The 19,053-nt window shown below is 64.0% G+C and carries 16 protein-coding genes; 14 read left to right on the top strand and 2 right to left on the bottom strand.

Going from position 1 to position 19,053, the window contains the following annotated elements:
- The first annotated feature begins 121 nt into the window (after nt 1-121).
- The 10 genes from ftsZ (at nt 122) to dnaE (ending at nt 11,686) form a co-directional block, all read left to right on the top strand.
- Nucleotides 122-1,456 carry a cell division protein FtsZ gene (gene ftsZ, locus F562_RS0107220; protein ID WP_018156274.1) on the top strand — a complete coding sequence of 445 codons (1,335 nt, stop codon included), beginning with the start codon at nt 122-124 and terminating at the stop codon, nt 1,454-1,456.
- Between the two features lie 22 nt (nt 1,457-1,478).
- A complete protein-coding gene (gene pgeF, locus F562_RS0107215) occupies nt 1,479-2,228 on the top strand; it encodes a peptidoglycan editing factor PgeF (protein ID WP_018156273.1) in 750 nt (249 codons plus the stop codon).
- A complete protein-coding gene (locus tag F562_RS0107210; RefSeq protein WP_018156272.1) occupies nt 2,225-2,932 on the top strand; it encodes a YggS family pyridoxal phosphate-dependent enzyme in 708 nt (235 codons plus the stop codon). Before pgeF ends, F562_RS0107210 begins: the two co-directional genes overlap by 4 nt.
- Before the next feature lie 110 nt (nt 2,933-3,042).
- On the top strand, nt 3,043-3,579 hold the full coding sequence (locus F562_RS0107205) for a cell division protein SepF (protein WP_018156271.1): 537 nt from the start codon (nt 3,043-3,045) through the stop codon (nt 3,577-3,579).
- Between the two features lie 58 nt (nt 3,580-3,637).
- Complete coding sequence (locus tag F562_RS0107200) at nt 3,638-3,916, top strand: YggT family protein (protein ID WP_026181082.1); 279 nt, start codon at nt 3,638-3,640, stop codon at nt 3,914-3,916.
- 91 nt (nt 3,917-4,007) lie between these two features.
- Nucleotides 4,008-5,216: a DivIVA domain-containing protein gene (locus tag F562_RS0107195; protein WP_018156269.1), complete on the top strand. Its 1,209-nt coding sequence runs from the start codon at nt 4,008-4,010 to the stop codon at nt 5,214-5,216.
- Nucleotides 5,217-5,356: 140 nt separating this feature from the next.
- Nucleotides 5,357-5,869: a TraR/DksA family transcriptional regulator gene (locus F562_RS0107190; RefSeq protein WP_018156268.1), complete on the top strand. Its 513-nt coding sequence runs from the start codon at nt 5,357-5,359 to the stop codon at nt 5,867-5,869.
- A complete protein-coding gene (gene lspA, locus F562_RS0107185; RefSeq protein ID WP_083915488.1) occupies nt 5,842-6,513 on the top strand; it encodes a signal peptidase II in 672 nt (223 codons plus the stop codon). The genes F562_RS0107190 and lspA overlap by 28 nt, the downstream gene beginning before the upstream one ends.
- Nucleotides 6,513-7,448, top strand: coding sequence for an RluA family pseudouridine synthase (locus tag F562_RS0107180; RefSeq protein WP_018156266.1), 936 nt, complete (start codon nt 6,513-6,515; stop codon nt 7,446-7,448). The genes lspA and F562_RS0107180 overlap by 1 nt, the downstream gene beginning before the upstream one ends.
- A 668-nt stretch (nt 7,449-8,116) precedes the next feature.
- Complete coding sequence (gene dnaE, locus F562_RS0107175) at nt 8,117-11,686, top strand: DNA polymerase III subunit alpha (RefSeq protein ID WP_026181080.1); 3,570 nt, start codon at nt 8,117-8,119, stop codon at nt 11,684-11,686.
- A 12-nt stretch (nt 11,687-11,698) separates the two neighbouring features.
- Here the strand turns inward: dnaE and F562_RS0107170 are convergent, their stop codons facing one another.
- Complete coding sequence (locus F562_RS0107170) at nt 11,699-12,457, bottom strand: SDR family NAD(P)-dependent oxidoreductase (RefSeq protein WP_018156264.1); 759 nt, start codon at nt 12,455-12,457, stop codon at nt 11,699-11,701.
- Between the two features lie 119 nt (nt 12,458-12,576).
- Nucleotides 12,577-13,596: an MBL fold metallo-hydrolase gene (locus F562_RS0107165; RefSeq protein WP_018156263.1), complete on the bottom strand. Its 1,020-nt coding sequence runs from the start codon at nt 13,594-13,596 to the stop codon at nt 12,577-12,579.
- Nucleotides 13,597-13,730: 134 nt separating this feature from the next.
- On the opposite strand from F562_RS0107165, the gene F562_RS0107160 reads away from it, so the two are divergent.
- From F562_RS0107160 to F562_RS0107145, 4 genes are all read left to right on the top strand, one after another.
- The gene (locus F562_RS0107160) at nt 13,731-15,002 is read left to right on the top strand and encodes an ABC transporter substrate-binding protein (protein WP_018156262.1); all 1,272 of its coding nucleotides are present in this window, start codon (nt 13,731-13,733) and stop codon (nt 15,000-15,002) included.
- 10 nt (nt 15,003-15,012) lie between these two features.
- Nucleotides 15,013-15,966: a carbohydrate ABC transporter permease gene (locus F562_RS0107155; protein WP_018156261.1), complete on the top strand. Its 954-nt coding sequence runs from the start codon at nt 15,013-15,015 to the stop codon at nt 15,964-15,966.
- Nucleotides 15,966-16,811 (top strand): carbohydrate ABC transporter permease, encoded by an 846-nt coding sequence (locus tag F562_RS0107150; RefSeq protein WP_018156260.1) that lies wholly within the window; start codon nt 15,966-15,968, stop codon nt 16,809-16,811. The genes F562_RS0107155 and F562_RS0107150 overlap by 1 nt, the downstream gene beginning before the upstream one ends.
- An 87-nt stretch (nt 16,812-16,898) precedes the next feature.
- Entirely contained in the window at nt 16,899-19,007 is a 2,109-nt protein-coding gene (locus tag F562_RS0107145) for a phosphocholine-specific phospholipase C (RefSeq protein WP_018156259.1), read from the top strand.
- Nucleotides 19,008-19,053: the final 46 nt, after the last annotated feature.

Below are 19,053 nucleotides of genomic sequence, written 5' to 3'. Positions count from 1 at the left end.
CGCACCTTTGGTGTTGTCCGTCCGCGCGGCATGATCTGGTGGGCGTTCGCGCCCGCACCTTGTTGCTCTCCTTGAGGTCGAGCACTCGACCTCCCTCGCGTATCCGAAAGGCCTCCTCCCCGTGACCACACCCCAGAACTACCTGGCCGTCATCAAGGTCGTCGGTATCGGCGGCGGTGGCGTCAATGCCATCAATCGGATGATCGAGGTCGGCCTCAAGGGCGTGGAGTTCATCGCGATCAACACCGACGCGCAGGCACTCCTGATGAGCGACGCAGACGTGAAGCTCGACGTGGGCCGTGAGAAGACTCGCGGTCTGGGCGCTGGCGCTGACCCGGAGGTCGGCAAGGAAGCCGCCGAAGACCACTCCGAAGAGATTGAAGAAGTCCTCAAGGGCGCGGATATGGTCTTTGTGACCGCGGGTGAGGGCGGTGGCACCGGCACCGGCGGCGCCCCGGTCGTCGCCAAGATCGCCAGGGGTCTCGGCGCCCTGACGATCGGTGTCGTGACGCGTCCGTTCACCTTTGAAGGTCGCCGCCGCGCGAACCAGGCCGACCTCGGCATCGAGTCGCTGCGCGAAGAAGTCGACACGCTCATTGTCATCCCCAATGACCGACTGCTCTCGATCAGCGACCGCAACGTGTCGATGATGGACGCCTTCCGCAGCGCCGACCAGGTACTGCTCTCGGGTGTGCAGGGCATCACGGATCTGATCACCACCCCAGGTCTGATCAACCTCGACTTCGCCGACGTGAAGTCCGTCATGCAAGGCGCCGGGTCGGCGCTGATGGGTATCGGCTCGGCCCGCGGTGAAGACCGCGCCGTCCAGGCCGCCGAGTTGGCGATCTCCTCGCCGCTGCTGGAGGCCAGCATCGACGGTGCACATGGCGTATTGCTGTCCGTCCAGGGCGGCTCCGACCTCGGCCTGTTCGAGATCAATGAGGCCGCTCGCCTGGTGCAAGAAGCAGCGCACCCAGAGGCCAACATCATCTTCGGTGCGGTCATCGATGACGCGCTGGGCGACGAGGTCCGCGTGACCGTGATCGCCGCAGGCTTCGACGGAGGCTCTCCTCAGAAGCGTCAGGACGATCGTGCCCTAGGCCAGATCCAGGGCGGCCCGAAGGCGCCGTCTGCAGGCGCCCAGGCGACTCAGCAGGCAGGGTCGAGTGCGGCGGCACCGGCGCGTACCCCTGAGCCCGCAGCAACTCCGGCGCAGAACGCCTCCTCGGGCCGGGACAACGCACCGGCACGAGGCCAACAGCAGAGCGGCACGGCAGCCCCGGCGCAGCGCGAGGCGCAGGAACCGCAACGCGGGAGCGACGAGGACGCCACGCCCACCCAGGACCAGCCACGCCAGGAGCCTGGGCGGGTTCAGCAGGGTCAGGTTGCTCGACCGCCCCGTGAGGTCACTTTTGATGACAAGGACGACCTGGACGTCCCTGATTTCCTGAAGTGACCCAGGTCCGGGTGGACCTCTCGTGATTGCCTGGCACGAGCGCTGGACTGGGTCGAGCGACCACGCCGTCGACCTCTACCTCACCAACGCCGAAGGTGGCGTCAGTCAAGCGCCGTATGACGGTTTCAACCTCGGCGGCCACGTCGGCGACGATCCCGCATCGGTCGAGACCAATCGACGGACGCTCGCGGACGCCGTTGATGTCGAGACCGACCGCATCGTGTGGATGAATCAGGTCCACGGAGACCAGGCGTGGGTGGCGCGTGGCCCGGGCGAAGACGTGCCGCCGGGTGACGGCGTCCTCACGACCACTCCTGATCTGGCGCTCGCTGTCCTCGTCGCGGATTGCACCCCGGTGTTATTAGCCGACGTTGAGTCCGGTGTTGTCGCTGCAGTACATGCGGGGCGTCCCGGCATGGTCAAAGGCGTCGTCCCGGCAACTCTGTCTCGAATGCGCGAGCTGGGCGCGGTCGCGCCACGCGCGGTCGTCGGGCCATCTGTCTGCGGTCGTTGCTACGAGGTCCCTGCCGATATGCGCGACGAGGCGGCGCACGAAGCGCCGAGTTCTCGCACGGTCAGTTGGACGGGCACTCCGGCCATCGACGTAGCCGCTGGGGTGGTTGAACAGCTCAAGCAGGCGAAGGTTCCGGTCACGTGGGTGCCGGGCTGCACTCGCGAGCGGGACGACCTCTATTCCTACCGTGGCCAGCGGCAGACCGGTCGATTCGCTGGGGTCGTGGTGCTCCGGTCCGTGCCGGGTGCGCCGAAATGACAGATCGAGAGGCTGAACTCGCCCGCCGACTCCAGGACGTGCTCGATCGCATTGCCGATGCCTGCACTGTGGCCGGGCGTTCTCCTCACGAGGTCACCCTGGTCGTGGTCACCAAGTTTTTTCCTGCCGCAGACCTGACCAGCCTGGTGCGACTCGGCGTCACTGAAGTCGGAGAGAACCGCCATCAAGAGGCCGCCGACAAACTGGCAGAGGTGGACCCGCAGGTGCGCTCCGCCATCCGCGCTCACTTCATCGGCCAAGTGCAAAGCAATAAGGCCTCGGCCATCGCCGGTTACGCGGATGTCGTGCAGAGCGTTGACCGGCTCAAAGTGGCTAAGGCGCTGGCGCGCGGTGCGAGCGAGCGGGGCAAAACGTTGGACATCACGCTTCAGGTTGATCTGCAAGGCACCGATGAAGGCCGCGGCGGTGTCCAGCCAGCCGATCTACCGGAGCTCGCCGAGCAGATTGCCTCGCTGGAGGGGCTGCGGTTGCGGGGTCTGATGGCTGTGGCGCCGCTGGGGGAGAGTCCACGACCAGCGTTCGATCGCCTGGCGGCGTTGGGTTCGGACCTGCGCCGCGAGTATCCAGACGCCACCTGGCTGTCGGCTGGCATGAGTGGGGATATGGAAGAAGCAGTGGCCGCTGGTGCGACACACCTGCGTGTCGGGAGCGCAATCCTCGGATCTCGCCCTCAGCAGCGGTAGCGTCGGGACGCAGATCGACACAAGGCCTCCGGACCGGGTTTTGTGGATATCTCCAAAGCAAGTGCTGACGGCAGAACGGCGTCAGAAAGACCATCCAAGGAGAGCGGACGATGGGCGGCGCGCTGCGCAAGACAATGGAATACCTCGGCCTGGCCGAGGTAGATCCGGCATACCCCGATGACCGATACCGTCGCGGGGATGACGCGTACGACGACTACTACGAGGACGAGGGCCCGCACGGTGATGCTCGTCACGACGATGAGTACGCACCCGAGCAGCAAATTCCTGCCGAGGTGACTCCGCTCCCGCGCCGGGCTTCGGCGCCACATTCTGTTCGTGAGATGTCCCACTCGGAGGTCGCCGGGATGAACCGCATCATGCCGATCCACCCGCGCACCTATAACGAGGCCAAGACGATTGGCGAGAGCTTCCGTGAGGGCATTCCGGTCATCATGAATCTCACCGACATGGATGACAACGACGCCAAGCGGCTCGTCGACTTCGCCGCCGGTCTGGTGTTTGGTCTCCACGGCACGATTGAGCGGGTCACCAGCAAGGTGTTCCTGCTCTCGCCGACCACTGTTGAGGTAGCATCGCAAAGTGGCCAGGCATCCAAGAACGCCCGAGTTCTGTTCAACCAGAGCTGAATTCGGATGATCATGCCCCGCCGGATGCGTCCGGAGTGGCATGACCGACACTGGTCCCATGGAGGCTGTTCGCGCGCTGCTCGCGCTGCTGCTATATCTCTTCCTCATTCTGTTGATCGCCAGGCTCGTCCTGGAGTGGGTGCAGGTGCTGGCTCGAGATTGGCAGCCACGTGGAGTCGTGCTGGTGGTCGCCGAGGTGGTTTATACCGCCACGGATCCGCCTCTCAAAGCGCTGCGACGGGTCATTCCGCCGCTGCGAATCGGGCAGATCAGCCTGGATCTGGGATTCCTGATCCTGATGCTGGCTGTCACTTTGACGCTAGGTCTCCTAACATGACCGCCGACAGTTTGTTTCTGTGGTGTGGATCGATCGGCAGGCTGGGGCTGCCGGGATCTGCACTGCACCATCGTTACCGAGGTGAGCACACATGGCGTTGACGCCAGAAGACGTGGTGACAAAGGAATTCGGTCGACCCAAGAGCTTTGGTCGTAGTGGATACGACGAAAGCCAGGTTGACGACTTCCTAGACGACGTCGTCGTAGAGCTGCGTCGACTGAACGCTGAGAATGAGAAGCTCACCAGCCAGTTAGAGGATTGCCGTCGCAGCAAGGGCCTCACCGGACGCGAAGGCGCGAGCGCCCCGACGTCTGGTGCCGCCACTGTGCCCGGCCTGACTCCAGTGCCAGCTCCTGGCGCTGCTGCTGGCGGAGCTCCTGATCCGGCCGAGGTCAAGGCAGCCCAAGAACGACTCAGCGCAGTGAAGGCCGAGGCTGCCCGCGTTGAGGAGGCGGCCAATGCCGCTAAGCAGGCCCAGGCCCAGGCTGAGAGTCAGCTCGCGTCCGTACGGACTGATATTGAGAAGGCCCAGGCCGCTGAGAAGCAGGCCAAGCAGCGTGCCGCTGAGGCGCAGGCCGCGGCTGAGCAGCGGCCTCCGGCGGCGGCTGCGGCTGCTCCGGCGGCAGTGGCGAGTCAGCCAGACCAGAACGCTGGTGGCGCTCATTCCGGCGGGTCTAGCCAGGGTGGCTCGACCGTCCCGGCTGCTGCAGCCGGTGTGGTGGGTGCGGGCACTGGCGCGGTGGCTGCTCACGCGGCACGCGACTCTCAGGGTGGCGACAATGCCGCTGGCGTGATTGCCCTGGCGCAGCGTCTGCACGACGAGCACGTGTCCGAAGGTCAGAAGACCAAGGACCGTCTGGTCGGCGAGGGCGAGACCTACCGCGAGAAGGTCGTCGGTGAGGCCACAGCCAAGCGCGACGAGCTCATTCGGACCGGTCAGTCGAAGCATGATGAACTCGTCACTACCGGTCAGAAGAAGCACGATGAACTCGTCTCCACTGGTCAGAAGAAGCACGATGAGTTGATCTCGACCGGCCAGACTGAGCACGACCGCCTGATCAAGGAAGGCACGGAGAAGTCCACGACTTTGGTCCGTGAGGCCGAGGGTCAGAAGTCGACGATCATCGGGCAACTCACGACCGAGCGAGACCGCCTCAACGGCGATATCGAGGGACTGCGCGGCTTTGAGAAGGACTACCGCGGCAAGTTGAAGTCTTTCCTGGGCGACCAGATGAGCTTCCTCGAGAACATGAAGGCCGACCCCGACGACAAGAAGTCGGGCGACAACAACGGCCAGTAATCGATTCACCAGCAACGCCCCGCCCGAAATTTGGGCGGGGCGTTCGTTGTTCCCGGGGCTTTGGTCGCCTATTGTCGCCCCGGTACGCCTACGCCCACGCCGTTTCGGGCGCACATCAGATGTCGTCTGAAAGGGAGCCCATGGTTGCACCGAAGAAGGCTGCCGCGGCCAAGAAGAGCGCGGCGAAGAAAACACCAGCCAGCACGGCTTCCGCGAAGGGAAGTTCTGGCGCCAAGAAGCGATCAACACCCAAGAAGGCCGCCGCGCTGCGCGTACGGTCAGACGAGGCGCCGTGGACGTCAGCGGAGCTCGAGGCCGTCAACGCTGAACTGCTCGAACAGCGAGATCATCTGCAGGCTGAACTCGCGGGCATCGAGAGCGATATCCAGCAACTCATGAGCGACAGCGGCGAAGGGTCGGGCGACGACGATGTCGACACTGGCGCGAAGACTTCTGAGCGTCAGCAGGAGCTCACCGTCGCGCTCAATTCGCGGGCGATGCTGGAGCAGAACGAGCGGGCACTGCAGGCCATTGAAGAGGGCACCTATGGCGTGTGTGAGAGCTGTGGCAAGCCGATTGGGAAGTTGCGATTGCAGGCTCAGCCACGTGCGACACTGTGCGTGACATGCAAACAGGAGCAGGAGCGACACTGAACCCCGATCCAGCATCGACAACCGCCCGGGCGGACGCCGGCCCACCGGTTCGTTCGACCCGATTGGTGGTGGTGCTGGCGCTGATCGCGCTCGGCTCCTACGCCCTCGACCAGGGCACCAAGGCCTGGGTTGTCGCCAACCTGGAGTTCGGGGTCGCCCAAGACTTCCCGATTCCGCTCATCCAGTTGCGTCGTACGTCCAATCCCGGGGCCGCGTTCTCGCTGGCCACCAATGCCACCTGGCTCCTGACGATCGTGGCGATCGTGGTGATCGCCGCCACGATCTGGGCGGCGCGCCGGCTGCGCAGCCGTGGGTGGGCCGCAGCGCTCGGCTTGTTGATCGGAGGCGCCCTCGGCAATCTCACGGATCGGTTCTTCCGCGAGCCGGGCGGCGGCCAGGGCCATGTCGTCGACTTCCTGCAGTTCACCCGATTCCCGGTGATCGACTTTCCGATTTTCAACGTGGCTGACACGTGCATCGTGAGTGCCGCCAGTTTGATCTGCATCCTGGCCTTTGTCGGTATCAATATTGACGGCACGCGGATCACTAGCGATGAGGACACCGAGGACTCTGAAGACTTGGACCAGCCCAGTCAGGACAGTGAGCTCGAAGAGAGCGACAGCGACCGCAAGGATCGCCCCTGATGGGTGAGGTGAAGGCGCTGCCCGTCCCGGACGGGCTCGAAGGTGAACGCGTCGATGCGGCGGTCGCGAGGCTGCTCGGGCTGTCGCGTACGCGCTCGGCGGAGATCGCGGCCGAGGGTGCCATCACCGTCGACCACCGAGTGGTAGGTAAGTCCGATCGAGTCTCCGCGGGCCAGTGGCTTGAGGTCCAGATGCCCGACCGGCTCGGACCGCGGCAGGCGCAGGTCAAACCGGTTGAAGTGCCAGGACTGCGGATCGTGCATGAGGACAGCGAGATCATCGTGGTCGACAAGCCGCTTGGCGTCGCCGCGCACCCGAGCGTCGGCTGGGATGGGCCCGATGTGGTCAGCGGTCTGGTGGCGGCGGGCAAACGGATCTCTACTTCCGGGGCTGCGGAGCGCCAGGGGATTGTCCAACGCCTCGACGTGGGGACCAGTGGCCTGATGGTGCTCGCGAAGTCGGAGCGGGCATACACGGTTTTGAAGCAGGCCTTCCGTGATCGGACCGTTGAGAAGACCTACCACGCGTTGGTGCAGGGTTTACCTGATCCCATCGTCGGCACGATCGATGCACCGATCGGACGCCACCCCGGTGGTGACTACAAATTCGCCGTGATGACCTCAGGGCGAGCGAGCGTGACTCACTACGAGTTGGTCGAGGCCTTCCGCCGCGCGTCCCTGCTGCGGATTCACCTAGAGACCGGGCGCACTCATCAGATTCGCGTCCACATGGCAGCGCTTCACCATCCCTGCGTCGGAGATCCGCTGTACGGCGCAGACCCGACTCTGGCTAAGAAGCTCGGACTAGCCCGCCAGTGGCTACAGGCAACGGAACTGTCTTTTGACCACCCGGGGTCGGGTGAGCGGGTGACCTACGTCAGCGAACTTCCGGACGACCTGCAGCACGCGCTGGACCGCATCCGCGACCTCACCTGAGGGGCACACCTCCCACCGGTCGAGCAGTCCCATCTCACGCCGGTGGGGCAGTCCCACCCAACGTCGGTCGAGCCAGTCGAGTAGTCCCATCTAACGTCGGTCGAGCCGGTCGAGGCGTGAGCCGAGGCCGTGTCGAGACCCCGTGGTGAGGTGGTCTCGATACGGCGGGTCACTGCGTTCCCGCCTACTCGACCAGCGTTGTGTGGCTCGGCGCCGGTCGAGCCAGTCGAGTAGTCCCATCTAACGTCGGTCGAGCCGGTCGAGGCGTGAGCCGAGGCCGTGTCGAGACCCCGTGGTGGGTGGTCTCGATATGGCGGGTCACTGCGTTCCCGCCTACTCGACCGCCGTTGTGTGGCTCGGCGCCGGTCGAGCCAGTCGAGTAGTCCCATCTAACGTCGGTCGAGCCGGTCGAGGCGTGAGCCGAGGCCGTGTCGAGACCCGTGGTGAGGTGGTCTCGATACGGCGGGTCACTGCGTTCCCGCCTACTCGACCAGCGTTGTGTGGCTCGGCGCCGGTCGAGCCGGTCGAGCGGTCCCATCTAACGTCGGTCGAGCCGGTCGAGGCGTTAGCCGAGGCCGTGTCGAGACCCGTGGTGGGTGGTCTCGATGTGGCGGGGTCTCGACCGGCGGGGCGGGCAGTGTCGGACCTCGGACGTAGACTCAGCGGCGATGACCGGGAAGAGCTTCGTCCACCTGCACAACCACACCGAATACTCGATGTTGGACGGTGCTGCGCGCATTGACGACATGTTTGAAGTAGCCGCCGAGATGGGCATGCCGGCCATCGCGATGACCGACCACGGCTACCTTTTTGGCGCCTACGAGTTCTGGAAGAAGTCCCAGAAATACGGGGTCAAGCCGATCATCGGCCTGGAGGCATACGTCACGCCGGGCACACATCGCACCGATAAGACTCGGGTGAAGTGGGGCGGCGACCGGGCAAGCAAGCGGGACGACGTTTCCGGTGGCGGTGCCTACACCCACATGACATTGCTGGCACGCAACAACTCCGGCATGCACAACCTGTTCAAGCTCGACTCCCAAGCTTCGTTGGACCAGGTCTATGCGAAGTGGCCGCGACTGGACCGGGAGTTGCTCCATCAGTACGCCGGGGGCCTGATCGCGACCACCGGATGCCCGTCGGGTGAGGTGCAGACCCGCCTGCGGTTGGGTCAGTACGACCTAGCCGTGGCAGCGGCCGCCGAGTTTCGCGACATCTTTGGGGCAGAGAACTACTACCTGGAGTTGATGGACCACGGGGTCTCGGTGGAGAAGCGGGTCAAGGACGACCTGCTCAAGCTCGGCAAGGAACTTGGGTTGCCACTGGTGGCGACCAACGACCTGCACTACGCCCGGCAGGAGGACGCCAAGGCGCACGGCGCATTGCTGTGCGTTCAGTCCGGCTCGACCCTGCTGGACCCAGACCGGTTTGCCTTCGACGGGGACGGCTACTACCTGAAGTCCGCGGCCGAGATGCGCGAGTTGTGGTCGGACTTCCCAGAAGCGTGCGACAACACGCTGCTGATCGCCGAGCGTTGCGAGGTGAACTTCCTCGAGGGCGAAGGGCGCTACATGCCGCGCTTCTCCGTGCCGGAAGGGGAGGACGAGAAGTCCTGGTTCATCAAGGAGGTCAACTCCGGGCTGCGCGCGCGCTTCCCAGACGGTGTGCCCACCTATGCGCAAGAGCAGGCCGACTACGAAACCGAGGTCATCCTTGGGAAGGGATATCCCGGCTACTTCCTCGTGGTCGCCGACTTCATCAACTGGGCCAAGGACAACGGCATTCGGGTAGGCCCTGGGCGTGGTTCGGGTGCTGGCTCAATGTGTGCGTACGCCATGGGGATCACTGACCTGGACCCGGTGCCCCACGGACTGATCTTTGAGCGATTCCTCAACCCCGAGCGCATGTCGATGCCTGACTTTGACGTCGACTTCGACGAGCGCCGTCGCGGCGAGGTAATCCAGTACGTCACCGAGAAGTACGGCGACGAGCGAGTCGCGCAGATCGTCACGTACGGCACGATCAAGGCCAAGCAGGCGGTCAAGGACGCCTCTCGCGTGATGGGTCACCCGTTTGCGGTTGGTGAGCAACTCACCAAGGCGATGCCCGCAGACGTGATGGGCAAGGGGGTGCCACTTTCGGGGATCTACGATCCTGCGCACCCGCGCCATGCCGAGGGCAATGAGTTCCGAGCGCTGGTCGAAACCGAAACCCACCTTGGTGAGATTGTCGAGACGGCCAAGGGCTTGGAAGGGCTGAAGCGGCAGTGGGGTGTGCACGCCGCGGGCGTCATCATGTCGTCCGAGCCGCTGATCGAGGTCATCCCGATCATGCGCCGGTTGCAGGACGGCCAGGTCATCACGCAGTTCGACTATCCGACGTGCGAGGCGCTCGGGTTGGTCAAGATGGACTTCCTTGGCCTGCGCAATCTCACCATCCTGGACGACGCGCTGTGGAACGTGAAAGAAAACCGCGGAGAGACGATCGATCTCGACGAGTTGACCAAGACGCTCGATGATCGGGCGACCTACCAGCTCCTGGGCCGAGGTGACACCCTCGGCGTCTTCCAGCTCGATGGTGGAGGCATGCGCCAACTGCTGCGGTTGATGCAGCCAGACAACTTCGAGGACATTTCGGCGGCGCTCGCGCTCTACCGCCCCGGTCCGATGGGCGTCAACGCCCATACCAACTTCGCCTTGCGCAAGAACGGCAAGCAGACACCGACCCCGCTCGACCCGCAGCTAGAGGGCAAGCTGCAGCCGGAGATGATTGAGGCGCTCGACCCGATCCTGGGAGATACGCACGGTTTGTGCATCTACCAGGAGCAAGTGATGGAGATCGCGCAGAAGTTGGCGGGCTACACACTCGGCAACGCGGACCTGCTTCGCCGGGCCATGGGCAAGAAGAAAAAGGAAGTCCTCGACGCCGAATACATCCCCTTCTCCGAGGGGATGAAGGCTAAGGGCTTCAACGAGGCCTCGATCGCGGCGCTGTGGGGCGTGCTCGTGCCGTTCTCCGACTACGCGTTCAACAAGGCGCACACGGCGGCGTACGGCCTGGTGTCCTACTGGACCGGCTACCTGAAGGCCAACTACCCGGCTGAATACATGGCCGCGCTGCTGACCTCGGTGCGGGACGACAAGGACAAGTCGGCGATCTATCTCGGTGAGTGCCGGCACATGCGCATCCAGGTGCTCCCACCTGATGTCAATGAGTCTGTCTCGGAGTTCGCCGCGGTGGGCGAGGACATCCGCTTCGGCATGGCGGCCATCCGCAATGTGGGGCACAACGTCGTGGAGGCGATCAAGAAGGCCCGTGAAGAGAAGGGGCGGTTCACCTCCTTTGAGGACTTCCTGCGCAAGTGCCCGGCAGTCGTCTGCAACAAGCGCACGATCGAATCGCTCATCAAGGCAGGCGCATTCGATGATCTGAAGCACCCACGACAGGGTTTGGTGCAGATCCACGAGCAGTACGTCGACGCTCTCGTCGATGAAAAGCGCGCCGAAGCGATCGGTCAGGACAGCCTGTTTGGTGGGTTCGGTGATGATCAGCCGGGCATCGACCTGGCGGCACTACCGTCGATTCCCGATATCGAGTGGGACAAGCACACCTTGCTCGCCTTCGAGCGGGAGATGCTCGGGCTGTACGTCTCCGATCACCCATTGTTTGGCATCGAGCATGTGCTGTCGCAGCATGCCGATACCTCGATCTCACGCCTGAACGGCGAGGACAGCCCACCCGATGGCGCGACGGTCACGATCGCCGGGCTCATCACCGGGCTGCAGGTCAAACGGACCAAGAAGGGCGATCTGTGGGCTATCGCCACGGTGGAGGACCTCGAGGGCGCCATCGAGTGCTTGTTCTTCCCCTCGACCTACATGACCGTCTCCACGATGCTCACCCAGGACGCGGTGTGCGTGGTGAAGGGCCGCGTCAACAAGCGCGATGAGACGGTCGCGCTCAACGCCATGGAGCTCACTCTCCCAGAGATTCACGATGGGCCGCAGGGGCCGGTTGTGTTGTCGATGCAGGCGATGCGCGCGACGAACGGCTTGGCCGAACGACTCAAGAGCGTCCTGGGGGAGCACCCGGGGGCGACGGAGGTCCATCTCAAACTGACTCAGCCCGGACGTTCGGTGACGCTCAAACTGGGAGATGACCACCGCGTGACGGTGTCCCCGTCGTTGTACGGCGACCTCAAGGCGCTGCTCGGACCGACCTGCTTGGTGGGTCGTTAGGCGGCCGCCCGTTCAGCCGAACGGCCCACGAGTGCTGGCACCGCCGTCGATCGTGATCGCCTGACCGGTGATGTAGGCAGCCGAGTCTGACACGAGATAGGCCACCGCCTCCGCGACTTCCTCGCTCCGACCGAGTCGGCCGAGCGGGATCTCGTCGGTCTCCAATGTGCTGTTCCCGCTGACCGCTGTCGCGATGGCACCGGCGGCGACGACGTTCATCCGGATCTGTTCGGCGGAGTACTCCGCCGCGACGGTGCGGGCGAGGCTGATCAGGCCGGCTTTCATGACGCCGTACGCCGCCTGGCGTGGTGCGGCGGTGAGTCCGGTCACCGAGCCGACGCTTACGATCGCCCCGCCCGTACCTTGCTCGCGCAGGACCGGAAGCACCGCGCGGACCGCCCGGGCGACGTACCGCAGGTTCAGCTCGTAGACCGTGTCCCAGTCCTCGTCGGTCATCTCGTGCAATGGCACGGCCGGTACGAACGCCACCTGTCCACCCACCACGGTGACGAGCGCATCAAGTCCGCCGAGCGTGCGGACGGTGTCGGTGACGAACCCGGTGAGCTGTTCGCGGTCACGGACGTCGCCGCTCAGCGCGACAGCAGTGCCCCCGCTCGAGTTGACCTCGTCCGCCGCTTCCTGCGCCCGGCCGGGCGCAAGGTCGGCGATGGCCACCGAAGCGCCCGCGGTGCTGAGGTGGCGGGTACACGCCCTGCCGATGCCGGCCCCTCCGCCGCCGATGACCAGAATTCGTGAGTCGTCCAGTTGCATGCTGAAAGCCTGCCACGCTGGGTCAGCAGCCGTACTTTGTGCAGCGCATAGACAGAAATTCTGCCGTCGACCTCGCGCTTGAGCCTGAGTGCTGCTCGGGCCGACCTGCTTGGTGGGTGTCAACAAGTCACCGGCGGCGTACGTCCGATCGGTAGAACGTCCAGATCATCGGGGATAAGGACAGGGAGTGATGCGCCTGCCGTCGCGGCGCGCCACAGGTCGGTATCACGGTTACCCGGAACCAGGTGGTGCAAGGCTAGGGAGCCAGCGCCCGCCTGTTCGGCCACGGCAACAGCGTCCGTGACACTCGTATGCGACCGCCGGTGATGGCTCACCGAGGCGCGGGAGGTGGCATCGGTGCGGTCGGCATACAAACCCTCCACCCACTCAAAACTGATGGCTTCGTGCAGCAGTAGATCGACGTCCTGGGCGAGGCGCACCATGTTGTCGGTACGCGTGGTGTCCCCGGAGATCGCGACCGAGCCGTGCTCACTCGTAAGGCGAAAGCCATAGGCGGGAGCGATCGGCGGATGCTCCACCAGGGTCGCGTCCACCCGAATCCGGTCATCCTCGAAGACTGTGAACGGCTGCATGGCGGGCGTAGGGCATGCGTTGGCGTCGAATCCAACCTCGGGTGGGATCACGATGTCCTGGGCCGCGAAGAGGTGCTGCGGGTTGGGACGCAGTGCGTCGAGGACTCGGTCATTGAGGTCGGTGGCGTGCGCTTCCATCAAGAGGCGGAAGAGGTCCGCCGTCCCCGGCGTGGGTCGATGCGGCGCAACGGGATCCGGAGGGACCGTTGCCAGCGGGGAGACTGGGGGCAGCGCGCCCCGGTCTCCAGGGCCAATGATCGGAACCGGTTTCGACGTCGCCGACATGGTGAACAGGCCAAACAGCGCAAGATTGGCCAGATCGGTGGTGTGGTCGGAGTGCAAATGCGTCAGAAAGACCGCGCCGAGGTCGGACATCTCTAGACCTGCTCGCGTGAATTGCCGCCCTGCGCCGTGGCCAACGTCGACGAGATAGACGCGCCCATCGACTTCGACGGCAGTGGAAATTCCCCACCGTGAGTCAGAGAGGACCGGCGGCCACCACCGAGGGCCACCCGCCGTGCCAAGGGTGATGACGCGCATGGCCATGAGTCAGAACCTCCGAAAATCGCGGTATGGAACACATGCTGTCTCATCGTCCGCGAACGTCCTTCTTCGCGGGGTGAGTCGTGACTAGGCTCCCTAGTTGACCGCATCCACTGCCACCTCGAGGAGAACGCGCCATGGTCGCGCCATTGCACACCAGCCGCCGTACCGCATTGAGCCTGACGGGTGCGGCGTTGACCACCGCGGCGCTCGCGGCGTGCGGAGGAAACTCTGGCCGCGACTCCGATTCCGACTCCGGTGGCGGCCCGCGTGTGAAGCAGTGGTACCACCAGTACGGCGAGGACGGCACCGAAGATGCCGTGAAGAAGTTCGCAGAGGATTACTCCAAGGCCAACGTCAAGGTCTCGTGGATCCCCGGCGACTACGACAAGAAGGCAGCGTCCGCCCTCCTCACCACGACAGGGCCCGACATCTTCGAGTACGGCAACGGCCCCACAATCGACATGATCACCGGGAAGCAGGTGCTTGACCTGTCTGACCTCCTCGGGGATGCAAAGTCAGACTTCACGCCAGCGCTCCTGGAGCGGATGACATACAAGGGGAAGCTGTACGCCATACCTCAGGTGGCCGACATGCAACTGCTCGTCTACCGCAAGAGCATGCTGAAGAAAGCGGGAGTGACACCGCCAAAGACCATCGATGAATTGGTTACTGCGGCAGGCAAGCTCACCACCGGGAACGTCAAAGGACTGTTCCTAGGTAATGACGGTGGAGCGGGCAATGTCAGCGGTCCGGTGCTGTGGGCCACGGGCCATGAGCACATCAGGGACGGCAAGCCCGACTTCGCCAACGATGATGTCGCAGATGCGTTGAGCAAGTTCGCCACCCTGTTCAAGAGTGGCAACCTGCTGCTCGGATCGCCAAGCGACTGGTCCGAACCCGCCGCGATCATTCAGGGTCTCACCGCGATGCAGTGGACTGGGCTCTGGACGCTGCCCACACTAGAGAAGGAACTCGGCGATGACTTCGGTGTCGTGCCGTTCCCCAGCGGTGGCTCCGGCGGCGAGCAGTCCGTGCCCGTTGGTGCCTATGCCGCAGCGGTCAGCGCCAAGGCGAAATCGAAGGAAGCAGCCAAGGATTTCGTGAAGTGGTTGTGGGTCGATCAGACCGACAAGCAGTTGGAGTGGGCGACGAAGTACGGCCTGCACATTCCCGCGCGGGAGAGCTTGGTGTCAAAGGCCGACCGTCTCTCCAAGGGACCGGCGAAGGATGCCGCCCGCTTTGTCCAGGACTATGGCCACCCGCAGACTCCGCTGCTGTGGGCCTCGACGTCGTCCTCGGCATACGGCGACGCGGTGGACAAGATCATCCGCAACGGCGCAAACCCCAAGAAGGAACTCGACGCGGTCGCCAAGATCGTGACCCGGGACCTGAAGCGCATCGCCTGACCCCGGCTCAATGACTGCCACGACTGAGACCGCCCGCCCGGCGGCACCACAGGCTGCCAAGCGCGGATGGCGGCAGAGTCCGCACCTATGGTTCTGGATCTTTGTAGGGCCATTCTTTGTGGGGTTGGTGGCGTTCGTCATCGTCCCCATTCTGTGGAGCGTCTATCTGAGCTTCTTTGAGGCGCGGAACACGGTGACGCCCACCGAGTTCGTCGGGCTACGCAACTACGCGACGATGCTGGGAGACCCGGCATTCCGGTCGAGCCTGGGCACCTTCGTGGTGTTCGCCGCGTTCATCGTGCCGACGACCTTCGCGATGTCTCTCGGCCTTGCCGTCCTGATTCACAGCGTGCGGCGCGGAAAGAGTTTCTTTCGATCGGTCTTCTTCCTTCCGACCGCGTGCTCGTACGTGGTCGCTGCGTTGATCTGGCGCGGCTCGTTGTTCTCCGGCGTCAGCTCGGGGGCGGCCAACAGCGGGCTCAGCATCTTCGGTGTGGACCCGGTGGCATGGCTGTCTGTGGTCGACCCGCCGTGGTACTGGTTGGTCATTGTCACGGCCAGGCTCTGGCTGCAGATCGGCTTCTTCATGGTGCTGTTTCTCGCTGCGCTGCAACGGATTCCGACCGCGCTCTTCGAAGCAGCAGCCCTCGATGGGGCGGTCGGGTGGAAAGCCTTCCGCTACATCACCGTGCCCCAGTTGAAGGCGACCTCGACGGCCGTGCTTCTCCTGCTGTTGGTGAACGCATTCCAAGCGTTCGATGAGTTCTACAACCTCATGTCGACGACCGGGGGATATCCGCCATACGCGCGCCCGCCGTTGGTGTACCTCTACTACACCGCGCTCGGAGATGGTCAGGACTTCGGCAACGGCAGCGCAGGAGCCGTGATCCTGACGCTGATCATCGCACTGTTCGCGCTCGCCCAAGGCAAGCTCACCGGGATCGGAAAGCGGGGCGATGACTGATGTCGACCTTGACCGTCGGTCAACGGCGCGGCGCGATTGGGCGCTATGTGATCCTGACGCTGCTCACCCTGATCTTCCTGATCCCGTTCTACCTTCTGGTGCGCAACGCGCTCTCCACGGAGCAGGAGATTACAGCGGTCGACGGGTGGAACTGGTTCCCTGCCGTACCGCAGTGGGGAAACCTCAGCGAGGTCTTCTCCAGCGAGTCCGTGCCGTTGGCACGCAGCATGGTCAACTCCATGGCCATCGCGGTCACCCAAACCGTCGGTGTCGTGCTGGTGTCCGCCATGGCTGGCTATGGCCTGGCGCGCTCGCCCGTGCGTTATGCCAACGCCGTCTTCTACACCGTGTTGGCCACCCTGCTGATCCCGGCAGCGGTGACCTTCGTGCCGACCTTTGTCATGGTCTCCACGTTGGGATGGGTGTCGACCCTCCGCGGTCTCATCATCCCCGGGCTGTTTCAGGCGCTCGCGACCTTCCTGTTTCGGCAGTACTTCCTGGGCTTCCCGAAATCTCTTGAAGAGGCGGCCCAGATCGATGGTGCCGGGCCGTGGAAGACGTTCTGGCGCATCGTGGTTCCCAACTCGTGGGGCTTCGCTGCGGCCGTCGCGACGATCACCTTCATTGGTTCCTGGAACGCCTTCTTGTGGCCCCTGGTCATCGGTCAAGACCAGTCTTCGTGGACGGTTCAGATTTCTCTGTCGACCTATGTCACCGCTCAATCGGTCAACCTGCATGGCATGTTCATGGCTGCGCTGGTGTCGATGATTCCCCTGCTGCTGATGTTCCTCTTTTTGCAGCGTTGGATCGTGGCCGGTGTCGAGCAGACGGGCATCAACGAATAGTCGTGAACGAATAGTCGTGGTCCGGTGTCGGCGGAGCAGTAGCCTGACAGACATGCTTTGTTTGCTTGCGCAGGCTGACATGTAGCCATGACCTCACACGATTCTCCTGAAGGCGCTACCCGCCGCCAGGTGTTCAAGACCGCTGGTGCGGCCGCCGGAACTGCCGCACTCGGGTCGTTTCTCCCGCCGTCGGTGCACCGCGCGATGGCGACTCCGATGCGTGCGGGCGGGCTGGACGCCATCGAGAACGTGATCCTGCTGATGCAGGAAAACCGTTCGTTTGACCATTACTACGGGACGCTGCGAGGGGTGCGCGGCTATGGCGATCGCAACCCGCTACGTCGACGGGCTGGTGACTCGGTGCTGCGCCAGGCCGGTCAAAGCGGTGACGTGCTGCCATTTTCGCTGCGCGCGGCTGCGAAGGCGGCTGGTCGACCAGCGACCGACATTCAGTATCTCAGCGACCTCCCGCACGGGTTCACGGACGCCACTGATGCCTGGTCTCGTGGATGGTGGGACGCCTGGGTCCCTCACAAGGGCAAGGGCTCCATGACGTTCTACGACCGTCAGGACATCGGGTTGCAGTACGAACTCGCAGACACCTTCACGATCCTGGATGCCTATCACTGCTCGGTCTATGGGTCGACCAACCCAAATCGCAACTACTTCTTCTCCGGGACCACCGGCCAGGAAGCAGACGGTAAGCGGGCGGTGACCAATGCCGCGTACAACAAAGACCATCCCGGCTATGACTGGACCTGCTATCCGGAGCGACTTGAGACCGCTGGAGTGTCCTGGCAGATCTATCAGGAGTGGGACAACTTCACCGACAACGCGGTGGAGTACTTCGCAACCTTCAAGGCCATTGGGGCCAAGGTCCTGAAGGCAGTTGATGGACCTTTCCGGACAACGGAAGAGTTCTATGAGTCGCTATCAGGCAAGTCAACGGCCGAACAGGACCGCTTGTTGCGGCAGTTAGAACAGGGCCGCGCCTCGCTGACCTCGCGAGAGCAGAGCCTGTTCAGTCGAGGGATGTATCGGAGCCGACCCGGCACGTTGTTGACCCGGATCGCCGCTGACATCGCTGGCGGATCTCTGCCCCAGGTGACGTGGGTCGTGCCGACCGCTGCTCTATCTGAGCACCCGGGCGCCTCCACTCCGGTCGGCAGCGCCGGACTCATTTATGACCTTCTCGACATCGTGGCTTCAGATAAGCGGACGTGGTCGAAGACTGCGATGTTCATCAACTTCGATGAGAATGACGGATACTTCGATCACGTACCGCCACCGGTGGCCCCACGTCCCAGCAGCGGGAATGGAGACGACTGGTTCAACGGACGACCGATCGGGTTCGGGCCGCGGGTGCCCATGACGGTCGTGTCCCCATGGACCGTCGGTGGACATGTCGACTCGTCATTGGCAGATCACACCTCCGCCTTGCAGTTCTTGGAGCGATGGACCGGGGTGAAGGAGCCGAATATTTCGGCCTGGCGAAGGCAGGTTGCCGGGGACCTGACCTCGGCGTTCGACTTCACCTGTGCGGGCCGTCCACCGTCGTTGAAAGCGCCGAAGGAGGTGCCGGCCAAGGTCACTCGGTGGCAGCCGGATCCTCCGGAAAAGCAATCGATCCCGCACCAGGAATCGGGCCACAAGCCGGCCCGGCGCACGCCGTATGCCAGCACCGCGACCGTGCAGGCGGAAGCCGGGAAGGTCACCGTGACGATTTGCAACGACGGATCGACCAGCGCTCCCTATGCGATCTATCCCTTCGGTGGCGAGGCGCCCGAACCGGTGCACTGCACCGTCGCTGCTGGGCAGCGCGAACAGGTCACGCTGCCTACCGTGGATGGTCGTTGGGATGTGGTCGTCCAGGGGCCGGATCGGTTCTGGTTCGAAGCCACCGGTGCGGAATCTGGTGCGGCCGCGAAGGCCACGATTGAGCCTCGGGTCACCGGTTCCAGGCTGGCATTTCGAATCCGCAACGATCGCGACTCCAAGGTCGTATTCGATGTGAATTCCCTTGCCTACCAGCGAAAATCCAGGACGATCAAAGTTCACCGCGGTCGTGTCGAAGTGGTGCGGTGGACGGTGCGCGATGGCTGGTATGACATCGAGTTCATCTGTGCGAAGGACCCGAGTTTTCGGCAGCGTTTCTCCGGCCGAATCCAAGGCGCTGGGCGATCGGTGACCGCCTGACCTTGAGGTCCACCGGTGGCCTCGTCGGTGGTTCCGGGGGCGCCGG

Origin of the sequence: Demetria terragena DSM 11295, assembly GCF_000376825.1 — a bacterium.
GTDB lineage: Bacteria > Actinomycetota > Actinomycetes > Actinomycetales > Dermatophilaceae > Demetria > Demetria terragena.
The sequence above is the reverse complement of the archived record's forward strand: the minus strand, read 5'-3'. Positions and strand labels throughout refer to the sequence as shown.